General features: G+C 68.8%; 17 protein-coding genes. 4 read left to right on the top strand and 13 right to left on the bottom strand.

Annotation, left to right across the window (positions count from 1 at the left end):
• Positions 1-41: 41 nt before the first annotated feature.
• The 4 genes from dxs to QZ271_RS01015 all read right to left on the bottom strand — a co-directional run bounded on the left by dxs (position 42) and on the right by QZ271_RS01015 (position 4,698).
• Positions 42-1,940 (bottom strand): 1-deoxy-D-xylulose-5-phosphate synthase, encoded by a 1,899-nt coding sequence (gene dxs, locus QZ271_RS01030; protein ID WP_291428130.1) that lies wholly within the window; start codon positions 1,938-1,940, stop codon positions 42-44.
• Positions 1,941-2,684 carry a hypothetical protein gene (locus QZ271_RS01025; protein WP_291428128.1) on the bottom strand — a complete coding sequence of 248 codons (744 nt, stop codon included), beginning with the start codon at positions 2,682-2,684 and terminating at the stop codon, positions 1,941-1,943.
• A 290-nt stretch (positions 2,685-2,974) separates the two neighbouring features.
• On the bottom strand, positions 2,975-3,646 hold the full coding sequence (locus QZ271_RS01020) for a PspA/IM30 family protein (protein WP_291428126.1): 672 nt from the start codon (positions 3,644-3,646) through the stop codon (positions 2,975-2,977).
• Positions 3,647-3,894: 248 nt separating this feature from the next.
• A complete protein-coding gene (locus QZ271_RS01015; protein WP_291428124.1) occupies positions 3,895-4,698 on the bottom strand; it encodes a hypothetical protein in 804 nt (267 codons plus the stop codon).
• Positions 4,699-4,961: 263 nt separating this feature from the next.
• Between QZ271_RS01015 and mnmE the strand changes: the two genes are divergently transcribed.
• Positions 4,962-6,281 (top strand): tRNA uridine-5-carboxymethylaminomethyl(34) synthesis GTPase MnmE, encoded by a 1,320-nt coding sequence (mnmE, locus tag QZ271_RS01010; protein ID WP_291428122.1) that lies wholly within the window; start codon positions 4,962-4,964, stop codon positions 6,279-6,281.
• A gap of 234 nt (positions 6,282-6,515) precedes the next feature.
• Here mnmE and ychF read toward each other — a convergent pair whose 3' ends face one another.
• From ychF to QZ271_RS00995, 3 genes are all read right to left on the bottom strand, one after another.
• Entirely contained in the window at positions 6,516-7,613 is a 1,098-nt protein-coding gene (gene ychF / locus QZ271_RS01005; RefSeq protein WP_291428121.1) for a redox-regulated ATPase YchF, read from the bottom strand.
• A 379-nt stretch (positions 7,614-7,992) separates the two neighbouring features.
• Positions 7,993-9,510, bottom strand: a complete 1,518-nt coding sequence (gene guaA / locus QZ271_RS01000; RefSeq protein WP_291428119.1) for a glutamine-hydrolyzing GMP synthase — start codon at positions 9,508-9,510, stop codon at positions 7,993-7,995.
• Positions 9,511-9,659: 149 nt separating this feature from the next.
• A complete protein-coding gene (locus QZ271_RS00995) occupies positions 9,660-11,624 on the bottom strand; it encodes a hypothetical protein (protein ID WP_291428117.1) in 1,965 nt (654 codons plus the stop codon).
• 280 nt (positions 11,625-11,904) lie between these two features.
• On the opposite strand from QZ271_RS00995, the gene QZ271_RS00990 reads away from it, so the two are divergent.
• Genes QZ271_RS00990 through QZ271_RS00980 form a run of 3 tightly spaced genes read left to right on the top strand, consistent with a single transcriptional unit; the run spans position 11,905 to position 14,197 of the window.
• Complete coding sequence (locus QZ271_RS00990) at positions 11,905-12,969, top strand: Mrp/NBP35 family ATP-binding protein (RefSeq protein WP_291428114.1); 1,065 nt, start codon at positions 11,905-11,907, stop codon at positions 12,967-12,969.
• Positions 12,966-13,622: a metalloregulator ArsR/SmtB family transcription factor gene (locus QZ271_RS00985; protein ID WP_291428113.1), complete on the top strand. Its 657-nt coding sequence runs from the start codon at positions 12,966-12,968 to the stop codon at positions 13,620-13,622. The genes QZ271_RS00990 and QZ271_RS00985 overlap by 4 nt, the downstream gene beginning before the upstream one ends.
• Positions 13,619-14,197 carry a 2'-5' RNA ligase family protein gene (locus QZ271_RS00980; protein ID WP_291428111.1) on the top strand — a complete coding sequence of 193 codons (579 nt, stop codon included), beginning with the start codon at positions 13,619-13,621 and terminating at the stop codon, positions 14,195-14,197. The genes QZ271_RS00985 and QZ271_RS00980 overlap by 4 nt, the downstream gene beginning before the upstream one ends.
• 66 nt (positions 14,198-14,263) lie before the next feature.
• Here QZ271_RS00980 and QZ271_RS00975 read toward each other — a convergent pair whose 3' ends face one another.
• The 6 genes from QZ271_RS00975 to QZ271_RS00950 all read right to left on the bottom strand — a co-directional run bounded on the left by QZ271_RS00975 (position 14,264) and on the right by QZ271_RS00950 (position 20,809).
• Positions 14,264-15,358 (bottom strand): bifunctional 3-deoxy-7-phosphoheptulonate synthase/chorismate mutase, encoded by a 1,095-nt coding sequence (locus tag QZ271_RS00975; protein WP_291428110.1) that lies wholly within the window; start codon positions 15,356-15,358, stop codon positions 14,264-14,266.
• Positions 15,359-15,464: 106 nt separating this feature from the next.
• Positions 15,465-15,884: a globin gene (locus QZ271_RS00970; protein WP_291428109.1), complete on the bottom strand. Its 420-nt coding sequence runs from the start codon at positions 15,882-15,884 to the stop codon at positions 15,465-15,467.
• Positions 15,885-16,088: 204 nt separating this feature from the next.
• Positions 16,089-16,862, bottom strand: a complete 774-nt coding sequence (locus QZ271_RS00965; protein WP_291428107.1) for an ABC transporter permease — start codon at positions 16,860-16,862, stop codon at positions 16,089-16,091.
• A gap of 43 nt (positions 16,863-16,905) precedes the next feature.
• Positions 16,906-17,844: an ABC transporter ATP-binding protein gene (locus QZ271_RS00960; RefSeq protein ID WP_291428106.1), complete on the bottom strand. Its 939-nt coding sequence runs from the start codon at positions 17,842-17,844 to the stop codon at positions 16,906-16,908.
• A gap of 234 nt (positions 17,845-18,078) precedes the next feature.
• Entirely contained in the window at positions 18,079-19,440 is a 1,362-nt protein-coding gene (locus QZ271_RS00955; protein WP_291428158.1) for a superoxide dismutase family protein, read from the bottom strand.
• A 109-nt stretch (positions 19,441-19,549) separates the two neighbouring features.
• Positions 19,550-20,809 (bottom strand): sorbosone dehydrogenase family protein, encoded by a 1,260-nt coding sequence (locus QZ271_RS00950; RefSeq protein ID WP_291428104.1) that lies wholly within the window; start codon positions 20,807-20,809, stop codon positions 19,550-19,552.
• Positions 20,810-20,946: the final 137 nt, after the last annotated feature.

Raw genomic sequence — 20,946 nt, 5'->3', positions numbered from 1 at the left:
GAGGGTCGGCTCCCTTCCATCAACTATCGACCATCAACCTGCTACACCCCGAGCGGGACGTCCATGCCAAGCTCGGCGAGGACGGTCCGGATGGCCTGCGCGTCGATGCCGCTGCGGGCATGGACGCTCTCGACGGTCGCGTGTTCCTGGAATTCGTCGGGGATGCCCAGGACGCGCACGGGGGTCTTGATACCCTCGGCGTTCAGGAATTCCAGGACGGCGCTGCCGAAGCCGCCCACCACGGTGTTGTCCTCGACCGTGATGATCGCGCGGGCGCTGCGGGCCACCGCTCGCAGCATGGTCTCGTCGAGCGGCTTGACAAAGCGGGCGTTCACGACGCCCACGCCGTCTAGATCGGCGGCGGCCTTGAGCGCGTACTCCAGGCCCTTGCCGCCCGCCAGGATGACGACGTCGGTCCCGGCCTGCACGCGCTCCCAGGTGCCCCACTCCAGGTCCGGCCAGTGGCCTTCGGGGACGGGTTCGGTGTTGCCGCGCGGGTAGCGGATGGCGAAGGGACCGTCGTGCGTCTGCGCGTACTGCAGCATGCCGCGCAGTTCCGCCGCGTTCCTCGGCAGGCCCACGCGCACGCCGGGAATGGAGCGCAGGAAACTCAGGTCGAACACGCCGTTGTGCGTCGCGCCGTCCGCGCCGACGATCCCGGCCCGGTCGATGGCGAACGTTACGTTCAGGTTCTCGATGGCCACGTCGTGCAGCACCTGATCGTAGGCGCGTTGCAGGAACGTCGAGTAGATCGCCACGACCGGCCGCAGCCCCTGCAGGGCCATCCCGGCGGCGGCGGTCACGGCGACCTCCTCGGCAATCCCGACGTCCAGGTAACGGTGCGGGTGCGCCTTCGAGTACCCGACCAGACCGCTGCCCTCGCGCATGGCGGGCGTGATCACGAAGGTGCGGGGGTCGCGCGCGGCCAGTTCCGTCACGGCGTCCCCGAACGCGGCGCTCCACGAGTACGCCTTGCTGGCGCTGAACTCGCCGGTGCCCGGGTCGAACTTGCCGGGGCCGTGCCAGTAGATCGGGTCGGCCTCGGCGTAACTCAGGCCCTTGCCCTTGGTGGTCACGACGTGCAGGATGGTCGGCCCGTCGAGATCCACGAGGCGTTCCATGAGCCACACGAGTTCCTGCACGTCATGCCCGTCAACCGGGCCGACGTAGCGCACGCCCATCGCCGCGAAGGGGTTCACGCTGGCCGGATCGAAGAAGTGCCGCGTGGAGCTCTTGGCGCGGCTCATGAAACTGGCCAGCGGTTTGCTGACGGCCTCCATGGCTTTCTTGCCCGCGCCCTCGCCTTCCTGGAACCACTTCTGCACCTGCAGGCCCCGCATGAACTTGTTCATCGCGCCGACGTTCTCGCTGATGCTCATCTCGTTGTCGTTCAGGATGATCAGCATGCGGCGGTCCATGTCCCCGATGGTGTTCAGTGCCGCCAGGGCCATGCCGCCGGTCAGGCTGCCGTCACCGATCACGGCCGCGACCTTGTAATCCTGGCCCAGCGCGTCACGCGCCATGACCATACCCAGCGCATTGGCCAGACTGGTGCTGGCGTGCCCGACGGTGATCGCGTCGTGCGGGTTCTCGCTGACCTTGGTAAAGCCGCTCAGGCCCCCCTCTTTCTTGATGGTCGCCATCTGGTCACGGCGGCCCGTGAGGATCTTGTGCGCGTACGCCTGATGCCCCACGTCGAACAGAATCCGGTCACGCGGGGAATTCAGCACGTAGTGCAGCGCCACGATCAGGTCCGTGGCGCCCAGCGAGGAGGCGAGATGCAGGCCGCCCACCGAGCAGACCCGCACGATCTCGTCGCGCAGTTCCTGCGACAGCGCGGGCAACTGCTCACGCGACAGACGCTTGAGGTCGGCCGGGCTATTCACGCGGTCGAGCAGGGGGGTACTGGAAGCAGACGGAAGGATGAACTCGGGGCTCATTTACTGACCTCCTGGGCGAGCAGCGAAATTACGGGCGGTCAGCAGCAGGCCCTCGGGCGTTCGGACCTCACCCACGAACGGCGCGAACCACAGCTGCTGCGTGGCGGGAAACAGGCCGCCCACCGTATCGCTGATCTGCCGGGTCACGGCCCACACGTCGAACTTCCCGCCCGGCGTCTGCACGGTCCGCCGTTCCTGCACCACGTAACTGTAGGTCAGCACGCCCTTTTTCTGTACTGCGCCGTCATCGCCGCTGATGGTGATCTCGCTCTGGCCCTGCCAGGTCAGCCCCGGCCGCCACGCGCCCTCGGCCGGGAATTCCTGCCACGGCGGGTCCAGCCGGACGTTCACGCCGGGCTTGCGCAGGCCCAGCAGCTGCACGCCGCCCGCGCTGACCGTGCGGAACCACGTCTGGTCCGCGCCGCGCCCCGTCAACTGAAACGACAGGACCTTCTGACCCGCGAACACGGTGGGCCCCAGCGAGCGCAGCACGTACGGCGCCGTGCCTGTCACCTCGCCCTCCAGCAGATACGACCACGCCAGGCCGCTTTCCAGCGGGTAGAACGACACGTCGGCCACGGGAGTACTCGCCTGCACCGTGCCCGGCGACGTGGTGGCCGGAGCACAGGCTCCCAGCAGGACTGGCAGCAGGAACCCCGGGACCAGAAGGGACGACACCCACGCCCCCGGTTTCGGGAACCGGCGCGGGGCAGGGGTAGGTCGGGAACGGAGGAGGCCGCGCATGTCCTTCAGGGTAAACCGCTTCATCCGACCTATTCTGTCAGGAAACATGACATCTGCCTGATAACGCCGATTGCGCCCGAACCGTGCCCGGCATTCCCGGTGCGGAGACAGCCCGTGCAGCAAGCAACCTGGACTGGCACCAGCGCCATCAGAGGGAAAGGAGCAGGCGATCATGGATCGGCACGCGAAGGGAGCCGCCCGCCTCCTTCACCACCCGGCAAGGCGGCGGGCGGCAGCAGCAGGGGCAGGGGGGCCAGGGCCGCCGCCCCGCCTGCCCCTTCATGGGGGGGTCAGCTCTTGTCGGCCGACACCTTGGCCTTCAGGGCCGCCATGGCGTCGTCCAGCGCCTGGGTGCGGCCCAGGTCCTTGAGTTGCGCGTCGAAGTCATTGTCCTTACGCAGTTCACCCATGGCGCGGTTGCGGTCTTCCATGCCCGACACCTTCGCTTCCATCTCCTCGAAGGCGTCCACCGCGCCGCCCGCCTTGTCGAAGCCCGACACGCGGTCCAGGGTCGCGCTGGCCTGCGCGGTCTTCTGACGCGCGGCCAGCAGGCTCTTCTTGCTTTCCAGTTCGTCGATCTTGGCTTCCAGGGCGCGCAACTGCGTTTTCAGTTGCTCGACCGTGCTGCTCTGGAGCGAGAGTTGCTCCTCGAAGCCCGCCGCGAGGTCCTTGGCGTTCTGGGCGCGCCTCAGCGCCTCACGGGCCAGGTCCTCGCTGCCGCCGCGCAGGGCTTCCTCGGCTTTCTTCTCGTACTCGGCGGCCATGCGGCGGTTGCTGCCCGCCTCACGGTCCAGCTTGGCGTTCTGGCTCATGGCGTCGGCCACTTCGCTGCGGGCCTCGGCGTACGCGGCGCGCATGTCACGCAGGGCCTGCTCGATGATCAGGCCGGGATCCTCGGCGCGGGAGATCAGGTCGTTCACGTTGGCGCGCAGCAGTCGGGACAGTCGGTCAAGGATGCTCATGGTGGTTCCTCCTGGGAGTTCGGCCCGGCGCTCGCCGCAAGCGGTCCGGGGCTCGGGCCGGTTGGTGTGGGCTCGCCGCCTATCATGACGCTTTCAGGCCCCCAGCGGGAGCAGGTGACACCCCCATCCCGCTGGATATGAAGGGGGTGTAAACGCGGCCCGTTTGGCTGCATCCGCCGGTCATCCGGCCTGCCGGCACCCGGATTGAACGGTTGCTGGAGACCCGGCACCGTGGGGCCGGTATGGGTTCAGAACACGATAGGCCGCAGGCCCACGCTGTCGGCCCCGCAGGTGACCGTCAGGTTGGTGCCTTCCGGCGTCACCGTGCATCCCAGCGCGCGCAGTCCGGCCAGTGGGAAGATCAGGTTCTTGCCGTCCGTGGCGGGCGCCAGAGGCAGTTCCACTGTGCCAGCGGCGGCCTGCGCGGCCTTCTGCCCGACCGTGACGGTCAGCAGGCCGTCGTCCTCGGTGCTCAGGCGGTACTTTCCGCCGCCCAGCGGCGTGACCTTCACCACGCCCAGCAGGTCGCTGCCCAGCACGTACGGTTGACCCTTCGTGACGCCGGCCGGTACCGTGAGCTTCGCGGGGCTCGCAGCGACGACGTTCAGGCTATCCACCACGACCAGCGTTTCCTTGTCGCTCATGGGGCTGAGCAGCACGAAGGCGTTCGCGGCGCCCCCGGCGGCCGGAGCGGCCCTGAGGAGGCTGGATTTCCCGGTGGTTTTCCAGTCGCCGGCGCGCCCCGCCAGTTTGCCTTTCAGCAGGGGGCGCAGCGTGGCCGCGCCGGACTGCGAGTACAGGCACACGGCGTTCACGCTGAGCTTCAACGCCGCCGGGCAGGACACGATGCGGCCGCCCACGACCGCGCTGACCTCGACCGCCAGGGCGCTGACCGGGCGGTTGGTGGCCGCCGACGACGCGCCCTTGACCGGAGCGGCCGGAGTGGCGGCCGGGGCCGCCGGGGTGGCGGCCGGGGTGGTCTGGGCCAGTGCAGGAGCGCACAGCAGCGCGCCCAGCAGCGCGGCGCGCGGGAACACACAAGGCGCAGACACACGAGGCGCAGACAGCTTGGACGGCAGCCCCGGACGCGGGGCAGAAGGCACGGTTGAACGCATGACCGCATGCTAGGGCCACACCATGAGGGGCGACTATGAACCCCCGGGAACCCCGCTGAAGGAATCCCGGTGAGGGCCGAACAGTCCCCTGCACGCGGCGGCAGCTGCACGCGGAGGCACCTGCACGCGGAGGCGCCGTGCATCCCCCTCCATGCACGCGGCTCTGGTGACGCCTGCCAGCGCGGTGCTAGCCTGCGCGGGTGACGCGTTCCGGACTGTCCGACACCATCGCCGCCATTGCCACTGCGCCGGGCAGCGCCGGTGTGGGCATCGTGCGTGTCAGCGGCCCGGACGCCCTGCGCGTCGCGGACGGGCTGTTCCGGGGACGGCGCGCCCCGTCCCGCACGCCCGGCGGCCGCTTCCTGTTCGGGCACCTGACCGGCGACCACGGCGAGATCCTCGACGAGGGCCTGTGCCTGATCTTCAGGGGCCCGCGCAGTTACACCGGCGAGGACGTCGCGGAACTCCAGACGCACGGCAGCCCCGCCGTCCTGGCCCGCGTGCTGGCCCGCACCCTGGAACTCGGCGCCCGCCCCGCCCGCCCCGGCGAGTTCACGTTACGCGCCTACCTGAGCGGCCGCCTGGACCTCGCCCAGGCCGAGGCCGTGCTGAACCTGATCGAAGCGCAGACCGACGCTGCGCGGCGTCAGGCCACCCTGGGCCTGACCGGCGCGCTCGCAGGGCGGGTGGAGGGGATCGCCGTGAACGTCACCCGCACCCTGGCCGCCCTGCAGGCCATGCTGGACTACCCGGAAGAAGGCGTGCCCGACGAGGACCGCGCCCAGCCGCTCACGGCCGCCGCGCACGACCTGACTGAACTGCTGCGCACCGCCCGTGCCGGGCAGGTCGCCACGCGCGGCGCCCGACTGGCCCTGATCGGCCGACCCAACGCTGGCAAGAGCAGCCTCCTGAACGCCCTGGTGGGTTTTGAGCGCAGCATCGTCACGCCCCTGGCCGGGACCACCCGCGACTACCTCGAAGAAGGCCTGGAACTCGCGGGCGTACCGGTCACGCTGGTCGATACGGCGGGCATCCGCGACACCGCCGACGCCATCGAAGCGGCCGGCGTGCGCCAGGCCCTGAGCCTCGCCGGGGCCGCCGACCTGATCCTCGCCCTCGAAGACGGCAGCGCCCCCCGCGAACCCCTTCCCCTGGACCCGGGCAGTGGCCCCCGCGTCATCCGCGTGCGCACCAAGGCCGACCTGAACCCCGCCTGGACTGACCCCGGCGCCCTGGACGTCAGCGCCGTGAAGGGCACCGGCCTGAACGACCTGCGCGGGGCCATCCGTGAAGCCCTGCTCGGCGACGCCGCACGCGGCGAGGCGTGGCTGACCACCGAACGGCAGGCCGACGCCGCCCGCCGCGCCCTGGACCACATCCACGCCGCCGAACACGCCCCGGACGACCTCGCCAGCTACGAACTGGAAGAAGCCCTGCGCGCCCTGGCCGAACTGACCGGCCGCGACGTGCAGGAAGACATCGTGGACGCCGTGTTCCGTAACTTCTGCGTCGGCAAGTAAGTGCGACGTAAGCGGTAGGCGGTGGGAACAACGAGAAGATGAAAGTGGAGCGCTCCAACCTGCCCGGAGCGCTCCACCTTCAGCTGTTCTCTTTGTCTCATCCGGATTCCGCTCCACTGCGCCGGGGTCGGAACAGCGCCGCCTGCGGCTCCATACCGCGAAGGGACGTATGCTGTTCCTCCTCGCATTCGCTCGGATTGCTTCGGAACTGCACCGAATCAACCGGAGTCCGTCTCACATGTTGTGCAGGACGTTCATGATGTCGCCGTCTTTCATGACGTAGTCCTTGCCTTCGGTACGCACCCAGCCTTTGCTTTTCGCGGCGGCCCAACCTCCGGCTTCGACCATCTTTTCCCACTCGATAACCTCGGCGCGAATAAAGCCGCGTTGCAGGTCACTGTGGATCTCGCCGGCCGCTTCGGGGGCGGTCTCGCCGCGGCGGATGGTCCAGGCACGGACTTCCTTCTCGCCGCTGGTGATGAAGGTCATCAGGCCCAGCGTCTCGTACCCGACCTTCACGAGCTGGTCCAGGCCACTTTCCTGCACGCCCAGTTCATCGAGGAACATGCGGGCGTCCTCTTCGGGCATCTCGGCAAGTTCACCCTCGATCTGCGCGCTGATCTTCACGACCTGCGCTCCCTCGGCGGCGGCGTACTCGCGGACCTTCAGGACGTGCTCGTTGTCCCGGGTCAGGTCGTCCTCGCCGACGTTCGCCACGTAGATGACGGGTTTGGTGGTGATCAGGCCGAATTCCTTGGGGATGGGCGCGTCGTACGTGCCGGCGCGGGCGGGTTTGCCGTCGCCCAGCACGGCGAGGATCTGCTCGGCCAGCGCCGCCTGTTCCTTGGCTTCCTTATCGTTACTCTTGGCTTTCTTCTGGAGGTTCTGGAGGCGTTTTTCCAGACCGCCGAGGTCCGCGAGGATCAGTTCGGTGTTGATGGTCTCGATGTCGTCGATGGGATCCACGCGGCCCGCCACGTGAATGACGTTTCCGTCCTCGAAGCAGCGCACGACGTGCGCGATGGCGTCCGCCTCGCGGATGTTCGCCAGGAACTGGTTGCCCAGGCCCTCGCCCTGACTGGCGCCCTTGACCAGTCCGGCGATATCCACGAACTCCACGAAGGTCGGGACGATGGGCGGCACGCGATCACCCTTGGTGAACACGCGGCTCAGCGCGGCCAGACGCTCGTCAGGCACCGTGACCCGGCCCACGTTCGGTTCGATGGTCGCAAACGGATAGTTCGCGGCGAGCGCCCCGGCGCGCGTGATGGCGTTGAACAGCGTGCTTTTCCCGACGTTCGGCAGACCCACAATTCCAATAGCAAGACCCATGATTTCGACTCCTTCACCCGCCAGCCAGGCGCGGGGCAACCCTGAGAGTTTACCGCAGTTCCCCGGACGGGCACCGGCGCCCGTTGGGGCGTTGCGGTTCCGCGGCCGATGACGAGCAGTTCCTTACAGTCGCAGGCAAGGCCGGTGCTGTGGCCCGCTCCACCGCCAGAACCCGCTCTTCTCGTGCCCGCTCTGCGGCGCAGCCCTCAGAGTCCGCTCGGGTTGAATGGTTTTGCAGACCATTCAACCGCAGTCCCTATCAGTACACCAGGGTTCGTGTCATACGGACTGCGGCTCCATACCGCCCAATCGGTATGCTGTTCCTACTCGCATCCGCTCGGATTGCTTCAGAACTGCGCCCAATCAATCGGAATCCGTATCATTCCCACTCGATGGTCGCCGGGGGCTTGCCTGTGATGTCGTACACCACGCGGTTGATCTCGTGCACCTGATTCACGATGCGGTTACTCATGGTCGCCAGGAAGTCGTACGGCAGTCTGGCCCACTCGGCGGTCATGAAGTCGTCGGTGGTAACGGCCCGCAGCGCCGCCGTGAACGAGTACGTGCGCTCGTCGCCCATCACGCCCACCGACCTGATCGGCGTGAGGATCGCCAGCGCCTGGGAACAGCCGTCGTACAGCCCGAACTCGCGCAGTCCGCTGATGAAGATGTCGTCCACGCGGCGCAGGATGTCCAGTTTCTCCTCGCTGATCGCGCCCAGGCAGCGGATCGCCAGGCCCGGTCCCGGGAAGGGGTGGCGCATGCGCACGGCGTCCGGCAGGCCCAGCAGGCGCGCGATCTCGCGGACCTCGTCCTTGAACAGCGTGCGGAACGGCTCGACCAGCTTGAACGCCAGGTCGTCGGGCAGGCCGCCCACGTTGTGGTGGCTCTTGATGTTCGCGGCACCCTCGCCCCCGGCGGACTCGATCACGTCCGGGTACAGGGTGCCCTGCGCCAGGAAGTCGAACGGGCCGTGCGTGCGGGCCTCACGTTCAAAGGCGCGGATGAATTCCCGGCCGATGATCTTGCGTTTCTGCTCGGGGTCCGACACGCCACTGAGCGCCGCCATGAATTCGGTGCGGGCGTCCACGGTGATCAGGTTCACGCCCAGGGGACGCAGGGCCGCCTCGACCTGCTCGCGTTCACCCAGGCGCAGCAGGCCGTGGTCGATGAACACGGCGGTCAGGCGCTCGCCCACCGCCCTGGCCAGCAGCAGGCCCAGCGTGCTGGAGTCCACGCCGCCGCTGATAGCCAGCAGCACCCGGCCGTCCCCGACCTGCGTGCGCACACCGCCGATCAGTTCGTCAATGATGTGCTCGGCGTTCCAGTCGCGCGTGACGCCGCAGATCTCCAGGAAGTTGCCCAGCAGTTGCCCGCCCTTGGGCGTGTGCACTACTTCCGGGTGGAACTGCACGCCGTAGCGGCGTGCGACCGCGTTCTCGATGGCCGTGACAGGCGTGTCGGCGGTCCGGGCGACGACCTCGTACCCGTCTGGGAGGTTCGTGACCGAGTCACTGTGGCTCATCCACGCGACGAACTCCCCCTGAATCCCGGCGAACAGCTGACCGCCGTACTCGGTCAGGTCGGCCTTGCCGTACTCGCGTTTCCCGGCGCGTTTCACGTCGCCGCCCGCCTGCTGCGCCAGGAACTGCATGCCGTAACACACGCCCAGCACCGGCACGTTCAGGTCCAGCACGCCCGGCGCGGGCTTCGGGGCGTTCTCGTCGTAGACACTGCTCGGCCCGCCCGACAGAACGATTCCCTGCGGGTTCTCCCTCAGGATGCGTTCCAGCGGCGCACTGCCGGGAAGGATCACGCTGTACGCCCCGAGTTCACGGAACCGCCGCGCGATCAGGCGCGTGAATTGACTGCCGAAATCCAGAATGACAACGCTCATCACACCGATTGTCTCATACGGGCTCCGTTTGTTTCACTGACAACCCGGAACGTCACCAGGTTGCCAGCTCCACGACCGGAACCCGCCCCGCTCCCACTCGCTTCGCTCAGATTGAACGGTCTTTGCAGTCCATTCAATCGGAGTCCGTATCAATTTTCCAGATCGATGATCTGCGGCTTGGTCGTGGGGACCGTGACACTCAGGGTGGCTGGCGTATACCCGCTGACGCTGGCGCGCAGGCGGTACGTGCCCGGCAGCGGAAACTGCACGGTGCCCGGCGCGCGGCCCAGCACCTCGCCCGGCGCGAGGTTCGCTCCGGGCGGCGCGGCCTCCACCGTCAGGCCCACCGTGCGCCCCTGCGCGCCCCGCAACCGGAACTCGACCCGGCAGCACCCGGAACCGTCTGCGCTGCCTGACGTGTTCCGAGCCGCAGTGCCCGCCGCCTTGCCCACCGCCTTGCCCGCCACAGTGTCAGTTCCGCTGGCGGTCTGCGCGGCGCTTTCCACTGCGGGCGTGACCCGCTGCGGGCTGCCCTGCTGGGCTGGCGCACGGTCCGGCAGGGCAGCCAGCGCCCACCACACCCCGCCCAGCAGCGCGGCCGCCATGACCAGCAGCGTCCAGCGGGGCAGGCGGGGCCGCGTGCGCTGTGGTGTGGCGGGAGCCTCGCGCACCACCCGCCAGGATTCATCCTCGTCCCAGCCGATCCGGATCGGATCACCTGGCGCTCGGCGGGCCGGGAGACGCGGGCTCGGTTCCGGGTCGGGTTCCGGCAGAGGCTCGCGGCGCAGGCCCGGCGGCAGGCGGTCCACGTCCCGCATCCGCAGCGTCGGGCGCGGCGCGGCCTCACCGTCCACGGAAGGGCCGTCCCAGGCGGGCAGGTCATCCCCACCCAGGGCGACAGCCGCCCCGGCACCCACCGGTCCGCCCCCGATCTGAATGGGGGTATCCTGACCGCCACCGTCAGCCAGTCGCTGGGCACGCTCGGCCCGCAGCCGTTCGGCCTTGCGCGCCGCCGCCGCCTGCGCGTCCAGGATCGCCTGCGCGCGCCGCTCCTCGTTCTGCCGTCGCCGCCGCTCCTGGGGGGTTTCAGGCGTACCCGGAGCCGTCATGGCCGCCCCGTCCCCCGCCGGGCTGGGCGTGACTGGGCTAGGTGTGACTGGGTTGGGCGTGACCGGGTCAGGCGCGGCAGGAGCAGCGGCCTCGGGAGCAGGAGTGACCGGGTCAGGCGCGACTGGACCGGGGAGGACCTCGTCCGGCGTCACGGGAGCCAGCTCGGCGGGTACGTCGTCAGCCGTCGCGGTGCCGCGCCCGCCCGCCTCGGGTCGTTCCGGCGCGGGCGACGGCGTGGCAGGACTGACCGGGGCAGGGGGAAGAGGCGCGTCCGCATCCGTATCCTGGCCCTGTCCGCGCCTGAAGTTCCCCGCACCGTCCCCCAATGGCGGCTGCGGTTCAGGCGTGGCCGCGCTGGCAGGGCTGACCGTGCTGATGGCGGGCCTCTGCGGCCACGCCTGTGAGGGTCCGGCTTCCTGCTCTGCCGGTCCCTGCTCCTGCACTGCCTGTGGCGTGGGCGGGTGGTCGGCCTCGCTGTTCAGGCGGGCCAGTGCGGCGGCGGCGCTCAGGTAACCCGGCTGCTCGGTCAGGGGGCGCAGCGCGGCCGGTAGGCTGCCCATCCCGGCCAGCAGCACACCCAGCGCGTACAGGTCGTCGCTGGGCAGCGGGTCGCCGCCCCAGGGCAGGCCAGCCCCGGCCAGCAGCACGCGCCCGTCCACGCTCCAGAGTTGCGCGGCGTGCAGGCCGCCGTGCGTCAGGCCGCGCTCGTGCAGGGCACTCAGGGCGGCCAGCGCGCCGCGCGCCGTCAGAAGGGCGTCGTCGGCGGGGCGCGCCTGAAGCGGCAATTCCGTCACCACGTACGCCTGATCACCGTCCATGCCGCTGTCCACGACGCTCAGCAGGGCCGGGTGGTCCGGCAGGTCCGGCAGGGTCAGCGGGTAGGGCAGCACGTGCAGCAGCACCGGCATTCCCGTCAGTCGGTCGGTGGCGCGCAGCGTGCGGACCGGACTGCCTGTCCGGCCCGGCAGTTCGCGGGCGGCCACGTAAGGGCCTATGGGCTTCACGCCGGTCATTATAAGGGCCGCTGTGCCCGCCTCCACGCGCGCCCCACCGGCCGCCCCGCGAGCCTGCAGGAGCCGGTCATACGGACTGCGATTGATTCGCTGCAGTTCTGAATCAATCCGAGCGGACGCGAGGAGGAAGGGAAGACGCCCCTTCGCGGTATGGAGCCGCAGGCGGCGCTTTTCCGACTGTGGTGGAATGCAGCGGTAGTCCGTATCATATGAGCGTACTGTGACGGCGTGGCTTGCCGCGCTCCCGCGTATGCGGTACTAATTGCGGGATATGCGTGAAGCCGTGATGGCCGCCCTGAGCACCGTGAATGATCCGGAACTCCACCGTGACCTCGTTTCCCTCGGCATGATCGAGCAGGTCAGTGTCGAGGCGGGTGTGGCCAGCGTGAAGGTCAACCTCACCACGCCCGCCTGCCCCCTGAAAGGCAAGATCGAGGGCGACGTCCGCGAGGCCGTCATGGCCGTCCCCGGCGTCACGGGCGTCAATGTGACGTTCGGGGCCATGGTTCGCCCCCCCGCCCAGCCTGCCCTGCCCGGTGTGAAACACGTCCTGCTGATCGGCAGCGGGAAGGGCGGCGTGGGCAAGAGCAGCGTCTCCGTGAACGTCGCTGCCAGCCTCGCCCGGGACGGCGCGCGCGTGGGCCTGCTGGACGCCGACGTGTACGGCCCCAGCGTGGCGCACATGATGGGTCAGGGCGGCGCGAAAGTCACCGCGAATGCGGAGCGCAAGATGCAGCCCATCGAGGCGCACGGCGTGAAATTCGTGTCCATGGCCAACCTCTCGCCGGCCGGTCAGGCGCTGGTGTGGCGCGGCCCAATGCTGCACTCGGCCGTGCAGCAGTTCCTGAAGGACGCCGCTTGGGGCGAACTCGATTACCTGATCGTGGACCTGCCCCCGGGCACCGGGGACGTGCAGCTCTCGCTCACCCAGACCATTCAGGTCACGGGCGCCGTGATCGTCACCACCCCGCAGGACGTCGCGCTGATCGACGCGGCCCGCGCCATCGACATGTTCCGCAAGGCCAGCGTGCCCGTGCTGGGGGTCGTGGAGAACATGAGTTACTTCGTGGCGCCCGACACCGGGCACACCTACGACCTGTTCGGCCGGGGCGGCAGCCGCAAGCTGGGCGAGGAGTACCTGCTGCTGGGCGAGGTGCCCATCGACATCGACGTGCGTCAGGACAGCGACCGCGGCACCCCGGCCGTCCTGGCCCACCCGGAATCGGTGGCCGCCCAGGCCCTGATCCAGGTGGCCCGCAATCTCGCCGGGCAGGTCAGTGTCCGCGCCCTGTCGCAGTCCCTGGCTGAGCTGCCCGATCAACTCACCGTCGTATGACCGCCCTGGCCGCCCCCCCACCCGCCCCGCCGGAACGCACCAAGACCCGCCTGCTGGAACTCGTGAAACGTCACGGTCCGCAGACCGCGCAGGACCTCGCGCAGGGACTGGAGGTCAGCGTCCCGGCAGCCCGCCGGCACCTGTGCGACCTGCAGGAGCAGGGCCTGATCGAGGCGCGCACCGAGCGTCCCGGCGGGCGGGGCCGACCCCAGCACGTGTTCGTCCTGACCGAGCGCGGCGAGGCCGCCTTCCCGAAAACGTACTCCAGCCTGTGCGTGGACGTCCTGCGGCACATCGAGCGCCTGTTCGGCGAGGGCGCCGTCTTGAAAGTTCTGGACGCCCGCAACAGTGAGATCATCTCGCACTTCGTGCAGGACGTCCCGGCCCACCTGCCGCTGGGTGAGCGCATCCAGGGCCTCGTGACCCGCCTGAACCGGCACGGCTTCGACGCCGTGGTCCACCAGGAAGGCGAGCAGTGGTACTTCACGCAGCGCAACTGCCCGAACCTGACCGTCGCGCGGCAGTACGCGCAGCTGTGCGCGGCCGAGCAGACCCTGTACGCCGCGCTGCTGGGCGTCCCGGTGGAACGCGAGACCCGCATGGCCTGCGGGCAGGGTAACTGCCGCTACCGGGTCGGTTCGCCCACCCCATGACCACGCCCAGGGCCGACCCCGCACCCGGCGCGCTGCACTCCATCGTCGCGTGGCCTCCCGAAGCGCTGGACACCTGGATGCGCCGCACCCAGAAACGCCTGAACGTCAGCGGGTTCGGCCTCCCGCACCTGAACCTCCGCGCGCCCTTCCAGACGCCCCTGAGCGGCCCGGAACTCGTCCGGGCATGCCGGGAGGCGCTGCGGGGCCAGAGCGAACTGACCGTGCAGATCAAGGGCTGGAAACAGTTGCAGGGCGTGATCTTCCTGGAGTGCCACCTGAGCAGCGACCTGCGAGACCTGCACGAGCGCTGCATGCAGGTCGGGCCGTCCAGCCGCGCCCAGTACGACGGCGACCTGTACCGCCCGCACCTGACCCTGGCGTTGGGCGTGCTGCCCTGGGCGGCCGGGTACCTGTGGAACGAGGTGCAGCAGTTCGAGCCGCCCCTGACCAGTTTCACCGTGCAGGCCCTGAGTCTGACCCGCGAGGAACGCGGCGAGGTGCAGGAACTCCACACCTTCCCGCTGGCCGGCCCTTCCACCGACACCCGCCACGCCCGCGAAGTCGCACCCAGCTGATACGGACTCCGGTGCGATGGTGTGTCAAACCATTTCACCGGAGTCCGTATCAGCCTGGAAGGTGTATCAGACGGTAGTAGGCAGTTTCAGCATGCTGGCCAGCGCGTCGCTGAACTTGTCGTAGCCGGCGAAGTCTAGCTGCTGCTCGTTGTCGCTCAGGGCGGTGGCGGGGTTGGGGTGCACTTCGACGTGAATGCCGTCGGCGCCCACGGCCAGCGCGGCTTTTGCCAGGGGGATCAGCAGGTCACGGCGGCCGGCAGCGTGCGTGACATCCACGATCACGGGCAGGTGCGTTTCCTGCTTGGCGATGGCCACGGCGCTCAGGTCCAGGGTGTTGCGGGTCCACTTCTCGTACGTGCGGATGCCGCGCTCGCACAGGATGACCTCGTTGTTGCCTTCCGAGAGGATGTACTCGGCGGCGTACAGCCACTCCTCGATGGTGGCGCTCAGGCCACGCTTGAGCAGAACCGGGCGGCGGGCGCGGCCCACCTCGCGCAGCAGCGCGAAGTTATGCATGTTGCGCGCCCCGACCTGAAGGATGTCGGCGTACTCGGCGACGATCTCCACGTCGCGGGTGTCCATGACTTCCGTGATGAACAGCATGCCGTGTTCTTTTGCCACGTGGTTCCCGATGATCAGGCCGTCCACGCCCATGCCCTGAAAGCCGTAGGGGCTGGTGCGGGGCTTGTACGCGCCGCCGCGAAGGATCTTGATCCCTTTGCCCGCCAGGTACGTGGCCGTCTGTTCCATCTGCTCTTCACTCTCGATGCTGCACGGCCCGGCGATGATCACGGGTGCGGCGTTCCCGCCGATGCGCACGCCGTCGATGTCCAGCACGGTGTCGTCGCTCTTGACCTTGCGGGAGACCAGCAGCTGCTTTTTGTCGTTGCTTTCCTCCAGCGCCAGGCTGGCCTTGAAGATCTCCTTGAAGATCGCCTTCACGGCCGCGCCGGTGAACGGGCCGGGGTTCAGGGACTCGATTTCCTTGAGCTGCTGTTCCTCGCGGGCCGGGTCGTAGTGGTTGGGGCGGCCTTCTTGCGTCTTGGCGTGACCGATCTGCGCGACGACGGCGCCCCGGCGGGACAGCAGGGTCAAGAGTTCACGGTTGATCGAATCGACCTCGGCGCGGAGGGTTTCGATGTTGGGTTGCGACTGGGTCATGCTGCGCAGTGTAGAAAACGGGCCCATGAACGCGCACGAACCCTACTAGTCAATTGCAAAGAGTTGTCCAGTTTGCGGCTCCCGGCACTGCTCCCCAAGCCGCCGGTCAGGCCTCTGCCGCGCCCGCCTGCGCCGGCGTGTTCACCATGTGCGCCGCCACCCGCGACAGCGCCGTGAACAACTCCTGCCCGTCGGCCTCACTGATCGCGGGCGTGGCGTCCAGCGCGGCCCGCATGCACGCCAGCCACGCCTGCGCGCGCTCCGGAGTGATCGGGAATGGCAGGTGGCGCGCCCGCAAGCGCGGATGTCCGAACCGCTGGTGGTACAGCGGCGGGCCGCCCAGAAAGCCGCTCAGGAACGCCAGTTGCTTCTCGGCCGTCAGGGTCAGGTCCGCCGGGAAGATCGGCCTCAGCAGCGGCTCCCGGGCCACAAGGTCGTAGAAGCGCGACACCAGTGCGGCCAGCGCCTCCGGCCCGATCCGGTCATACAGGCTGCCGCCCGTGGTCAGCGAGAGGGGAGCCGTCATGCCCGCACAGTAGCGCCTCAACGCGACCGGCGCAGGGTCCTCGTCCCTGTGATCCGGACTTCGGTTGATTCAGAACTACACCGAATCAACCGGCTTATACGGACTGCCGCTCCACTGCGCCGCAGGCGGGAAGGGGCGTCTGCCCTTCCTGCTCGCGTCCGCTCGGATGGATTCAGAACTGCAGCGAATCAATCGCAGTCCGTATCACACGTCGCGGCGGTCGAAGGCGAAGATGCTCATCAGGCCGAAACCGGCGGTGTAGATCAGCAGCAGCACGAGTGACTGCGTGATGTCGCCCTGCTGCACGTACAGGCCCAGGTGGCTGGTCAGCAGGATGCGCTGAATGGTTTCGGGCAACACGACCAGCAGGCGCATGACGATCAGCGCCGCGAAGGTCGCCAGGGCGGCGGCGGCGGTGTTCAGGTACAGCACCCCGAACAGCAGCGAGAGCGCCGCGATGGGCATCAGGACCACGCCCGATAGTAGGGAGCCTCGCAGCACCTCGGCGAAGGCGGCGTCGCTGCTCAGCTGCCCCACACCCACGAACAGGCCCGGTCCCAGCCCGGTGCCGCCCGTGAACGTCCCAAAGCCCAGTGGAATGCCGGCCAGCAGCGATCCCAGCACCGTGGTCAGGATCAGCAAGAAGGGGTAGGTCAGGGCCGTGATCAGCTTGCTGGCAATGACCTTGGTCCGGTCCACGGGGCGCAGCAGCAGCGGGGCCAGGGTGCCCTGCGCGACTTCCGCACCGATCATCTCGGCGACGGTCACGGCAATGAACAGCGGGAGCAGGTACCCGATGGTCACGCCGATACTCACGGCCGGCAGTTGCCACCCGCTGACCAGATTCACCTGAATCAGGGCACTCAGGCGCGGCGCAAACGCCCACAGCAGCGGCATCAGGAACGTGACCAGCAGCGCCAGGTGGACGCTGCGCGCCCCGAACAGCTTGCGCAACTCCAGGGACAGCAGGGTCAGCATGCGCTCCCCCGGCCGCTGCGGTCATGGGTCAGGTCAGGGATCATCAGGCTTGCTCCACGCGTTCGCGGTAGTACTCGTACAGGTCGAAGTGGTCCGGGCTGGCCTCGAACACCCGGATGCCTTCGGCACTCAGATGCGACAGGGCGTCGGGCACGCGGGATTCGCCGCCCAGGTGCGCGATGGCGTACGGGGTGCGGGTGCTGACGCGGCGCACGAACGGCAGGCGCTCAAGTACGGCGGCCGCGCCGAGCGGGTCGTCCACCCGGAAGCGGTACGCGGCCTGCCGGGCGCGCAGGTCCACGGTGTCCACCAGTCGCCCACCTGTCAGGATGCCGACCGTGTGGGCGTACGTGGCGATCTCCCGCAGGTGGTGGGTGCTCAGCACGACCGCGCAGCCGCCGGTGGCGAGACTGGTCACGATCCGGTGGATCAGCCCGATACCCAGCGGGTCGAGGCCGTTGGTGGGTTCGTCCAGGATCAGGACCCTGGGTTCGGCCAGCATGGCGCTCGCCACGCCCAGCCGTTGCCGCTGCCCCAGCGAGTACTCCTGAACGCGCCGGTCAGCCATGCGGGTCAGTTCCAGCAGGGCCAGCACCTCGCGGATGCGGTCACGGCTGATCTTGCGGCCGCCCGGCGCCATGGCAGAGAGGTTCGCGTGCACCTGCAGGTTCTGCGTGCCCGTGAACTGCGGATAGAACTTCGCGGGGGCCTCAACGACCGCGCCCAGGTAGGCGCGGGCGCGCTGCCCGTCGGTATGTACGTCCCGGCCCAGGAGCCGTACCTCGCCGTCCGTGGGGAAGGCAAGGCCGGTCATGGTCCGGATCAGGGTGGTTTTACCTGCACCGTTCGGCCCGGTCAACGCGTACACCTCACCAGGCTTTACGGTCAGGTACACGTCTTCCAGGACACTGTTCTGGCCGTATTTCTTGTACAGCCCCCGGACCTCAATGGCCGGAATAGCTGGCGCACCTTGCTTCGTCACCTGCACAGCCTAACCCACGCATCTATACGGACGTATTACACGGACCCCGGGTTGAGTGGGCTGCAAGGAGCATTCAATCCGAGCGAAGCGAGTGGGAGCAGGGCCGGTTCCGGACGTGGAGTGGCCAACCCGGAGACACGCGGGGTCGCCAACTCTGCGTCCGGCTGCCCGTGCCTCTTCTCCTGGCTCTTCTCTTCTCCTGGCCCTGGAGGGCCGCTGCGCGCGCCGTGGGGATCAGAATTTCTTGAAGCGGGTCAGGCGGAACGGTGTTTCGGGCGTGCCGCCCTGCAGTTTGTCCAGCTGGCCCTGTGCAACGATCAGGTCGCCGCCCACGGCAGCCAGGGTCGTCGGGAAGCGCAGGCCCGCCAGGGGCTCCTGGGCCACGATCTGCCCGCCCGTGTACTCCGCGTTCAGGTTGACTTTCGTGATGACCTGCTCGGCGTTGCGGGCCACGTACAGGGTGTGGCCGTCGAGCAGCAGGCCGTCGCCGCGCGTCAGGCCGGTCATGACGCGCCGCACGGCCTTCGTGCGCAGGTCGATGCGCCACAGCTCACCGGTGTTCAGCTGGACGGTCAGCAGCGCGCGGCCGTCCGGCGTGGCGACGATGCCGTTCAGGTTGACCCCCGGCGCGTAGCGGATGGGCGTGGCGTTCAGGTCCAGCCACGCGCTGAGCTTCAGGTCCGGCGTGACCCGGAAGATGACGGGCCGGGTGGAATCGGTGACGTACACGTTCCCGTCCGGCGCGGGACTCAGGTCGTTCACGTACGCGTTCGGGGATTTGGGGGTGTTGAGGATCGCGAGCGGGAACCCGTCAGGCCGCAGGACGCTGACGGTGCCGCTCGCGCCGCCTGCCGCCCACACGCGGCCCTGCGAGTCCACCTTCAGGCCCAGCGCGGCGGTGCGGACCTGAGCGCCACCCTCGGCGAAGGTGGACACGGCCCCACTGTTCAGGTTCACGGCGTAGATGGTGCCCGTCGCGGCGCTCCCTGTGTACGCCACGCCACGGGCGGCATCGACCGCCACGCCTTCCGGGAAGGTCTGCGCGCCGGGCAGCGGGTAGTCGCGCACGCTGAAGTTGTCACGCGTGACGATCCCGCAGCGTTCCCGCGCGCCGGTCATGCCGGCCGGATCACTCTTGTAATCGTCCGGCCGGGCATGCACGACCAGCGAGCGGTTCAGGATGCCGGTCACGCCGGTCAGGCTGAGTTTCGTGGTGGTGAAGGTCGCGCGGCCCCGGCCGTCGGCGGCGACGTTCAGCATGGGCAGGTCGCCGCCGTGACCCAGGCGGTTGTCCGTCTGGGGGCCATCGTGGTTGCGGCTCATGCCGGGGTCGAAGTGACCCCCAGCCCCGCCGAAGGGCACAACAGTGTTCGTGGCGGCGTCCACGCCCGGCGTGCAGCGGCCGAACTCGTGAACGTGCAGGCCGTGCTGGCCGGGCGCCAGGCCAGTCACGTCCACCGTGACCCGCACGCCCGCACCCCGCTGCTCGAAGGTGGCCGTGCCCAGCACCTGACCAGCTGGGTCACGCAGGGCCGCCGTGGCCTTCAGGGGCGTGGTGGCAGGAGCGGGCATGGGCACGCCAGCGCTACCCGCCATTCCCGCGCCCGCGAGTGCCGCGCCTGTCAGGACCACGCTGCCCAGCAGCGCCGCCGTGATCCGCGTGCGCTTTCCTGTCCTGCCCTGCCCTGCTCCGCTGCGCTGCATGTCAGTTCCCCCCGGTGTACAGCACGCGGTATAGGACGCCGCTCTGGTCGTCCGTGAACAGCAGACTGCCGTCCGTGTACGTGGCGACGCCCGCCACCCGCCCGAACTGCTTCCACACGTCCCCGTCCTGGTACACGAAGCCCGTGATGAAGGGCTCGATCCGCTCGGGTTTGTTCTGCGCGTCGAACACCACCCGCGCGATCTGGTACCCGCTGGGTTCGCTGCGGTTCCAGGAACCGCGGTAGGCGATGAACGCGTCGTTGCGGTACTCGGCCGGGAACTGGGTGCCGGTGTAGTAGTTCATGGCGATGGCCGCCGCGTGCGCCGTGTAGTTCAGGACGCTGCCCTGCGTGCCCGCGCAGTACTCGGCCTTGGTGATCTTGCCGGGAATGTTGCCGACGTTCACGTACGGGTCGGGTTGCCGGTCACCGTAGCAAAACGGCCAGCCGTAGTTTTTGCCGCGTTCGATCACGTTTAGTTCCTCGGGCGGGATGTTGTCGCCGTGCCAGTCGCTGCCCTGATCCGCGCCGTACAGCACGCCGCTGACCGGATGCCACCCGAAACCGATGGTGTGCCGCAGGCCGCGCGCGAAGATCTCACGGGTCTTGCCGTCCGGGCTGATGCGCAGCATGGTCGCCTCCTCGGGGTTGGGGGTGGGGGCGTCGTTGTTCGTGGCGCCGAAGGTGGCGTACAGATACCCGTCCGGGCCCCATTTCAGGGTGCGGGCCGGGTGCTGCCCGGCGTCCGGAAAGCCATCCGCGAACACGCGCGGCACGCTCAGCGACCCGTTGCGGGCGATGTCCATCACCCAGATGGTCTTCTCGCCCACCACGAACAACCGGCCGTCCCTGACGTCCATGCCGTGCGCGAGCTTGAGGTTCTGCGCGACCGGACGCCGCTCGGTGGCGCTGATCTGCCCGTCGCGGTTGGTGTCCTTGAGGTACCACACGTCACCCTGCGCGCGGCGCGACAGGTAGATCCCGCCGTCCGGCATGACGTGAAGCATGCGCGCGTTGCCCAGCCCGGTCGCCATGACCTTCAGCGTGAATCCGGCCGGAACTTTCAGACGCTGTAACTTATCCGGGGTGAATTCCAGCGGCGTGGGCTCGTTGCGGGTCGCGGTGACCGTCACCGGGGGCTCTCCCGGCACGATCGGTCGGGGAGTGGGCACCGCAGTCTGGGCGAGGGACGCGGACGCCAGGGCAGATGTCAGGGCGGCCGTCAGGACCGCCGTGAACACGGACAGGGGGGTATGGGGCATCGGGTGAATCCTCCGCCTGAAAGCATCCGCACAGAGTCCCCCACCAAAGCTGGCGTCCGTCACCATCTGAGAACTCGCTTCCGGCCGGGCCAAGAGCGCCTTCAGGAACGCTTCAGGGGACTCCTACCTGCGTGGCC

The sequence above is a fragment of the Deinococcus sp. genome (assembly GCF_018260555.1).
In the GTDB taxonomy this organism is placed as follows: domain Bacteria; phylum Deinococcota; class Deinococci; order Deinococcales; family Deinococcaceae; genus Deinococcus.
Note: the sequence above shows the minus strand (reverse complement) of the source record. Positions and strands in the feature narration are given on the sequence as shown.